Origin of the sequence: Haloferax sp. AB510, assembly GCF_024136985.1 — an archaeon.
Classification (GTDB): Archaea; Halobacteriota; Halobacteria; order Halobacteriales; family Haloferacaceae; genus Haloferax.
This window is the reverse complement of the sequence record NZ_JAMYJY010000219.1, coordinates 1-919: the sequence shown is the minus strand read 5'-3', so window position 1 is coordinate 919 and position 919 is coordinate 1. Positions and strand designations below refer to the sequence as shown.

Annotated in this window: 1 protein-coding gene and 1 pseudogene; both read right to left on the bottom strand. The window is 72.3% G+C overall.

Features of this window, described 5'->3' with window-relative positions:
* Positions 1–248 (bottom strand): annotated as a pseudogene (locus tag NKF06_RS20670) (hypothetical protein); the annotation flags it as partial.
* Between the two features lie 135 nt (positions 249–383).
* A partial coding sequence (locus tag NKF06_RS20665; RefSeq protein ID WP_253246467.1) for a metal-dependent hydrolase occupies positions 384–919 on the bottom strand: 536 nt, incomplete at its 5' end.

The window sequence follows — 919 nt, the reverse complement described above, 5'->3', positions numbered from 1 at the left end:
CGAACCCGGTCGCCGCGGCCGCGGCCAACGGCGCCCGTGACGAGCGCGACCGCGCCGAACCCGACCGAACCGACGACGAACGCCTCGACCTGATGGAGCGTCTTGCGGTGGACGCCGACGACCATATCAAGGTCGGGGAAGACACCGCCGACGAGCGCCGCCATGACGACGAGCGGCGCGGCCGCCGGAGCGACGAACACGACGGCGGCGGCGAGCGCGAGGCTCATCGCCACGTGTGTCGGGGCCATCACGGGGCGAACACCCCCCACGCCGGTCGGCGTCGTCGAGTCGTCATCGCTTCGCCTACTCGGCGACCGAGACGTATGAGTTTCGTGGTTGAACCGAACGTCCGCGGGCGCGGTCGTCCTCGCGGACGCCGCACCTCAGATGCCGAACCACTCGGGCATCCGCTTTCTGAACCCCGTGTAGAACAGCGCGATGGCCACGCCGACCGCGACGGCGACCCGGACGCCACCGGAGAAGACGAGGAAGCCGGGGACGGCGAACAGGAGCGTCAGCGCGAGGTCTTCGGGCGCGCCGTCGTAGCGGACGAGATAGCGGGGCCGGAGCCACCGGCGCGCCGGGTGGACGTACACCGCGCGGTCGGAGGTGCGGTCCCACGGCCGGAGTTCATCGCCCGCGCCGAGCCAGTCGGACGCAGAGTGAAGCCCCGCCGAGAGGAAGAAAAAGGCGACCCCGACGCTGAGCGCCGACGGCGAGACGACGGCGACAGCGCCGAAAACGGCGGCCGCGACGCTGTAGTAGACGGGGTAGTGCAGCGTCTTGCGGTGGACGCCGACGAAGAGGTCCACGTCGGGGAAGACGCCGCCGACGAGCGCGCCGACGGCCGCCGCGGTCGCGAGTTCGGGAGCGACCCAGACCAGCGGCGCGGCGAGGGTCAGCCCCACGGCCGCGTGGG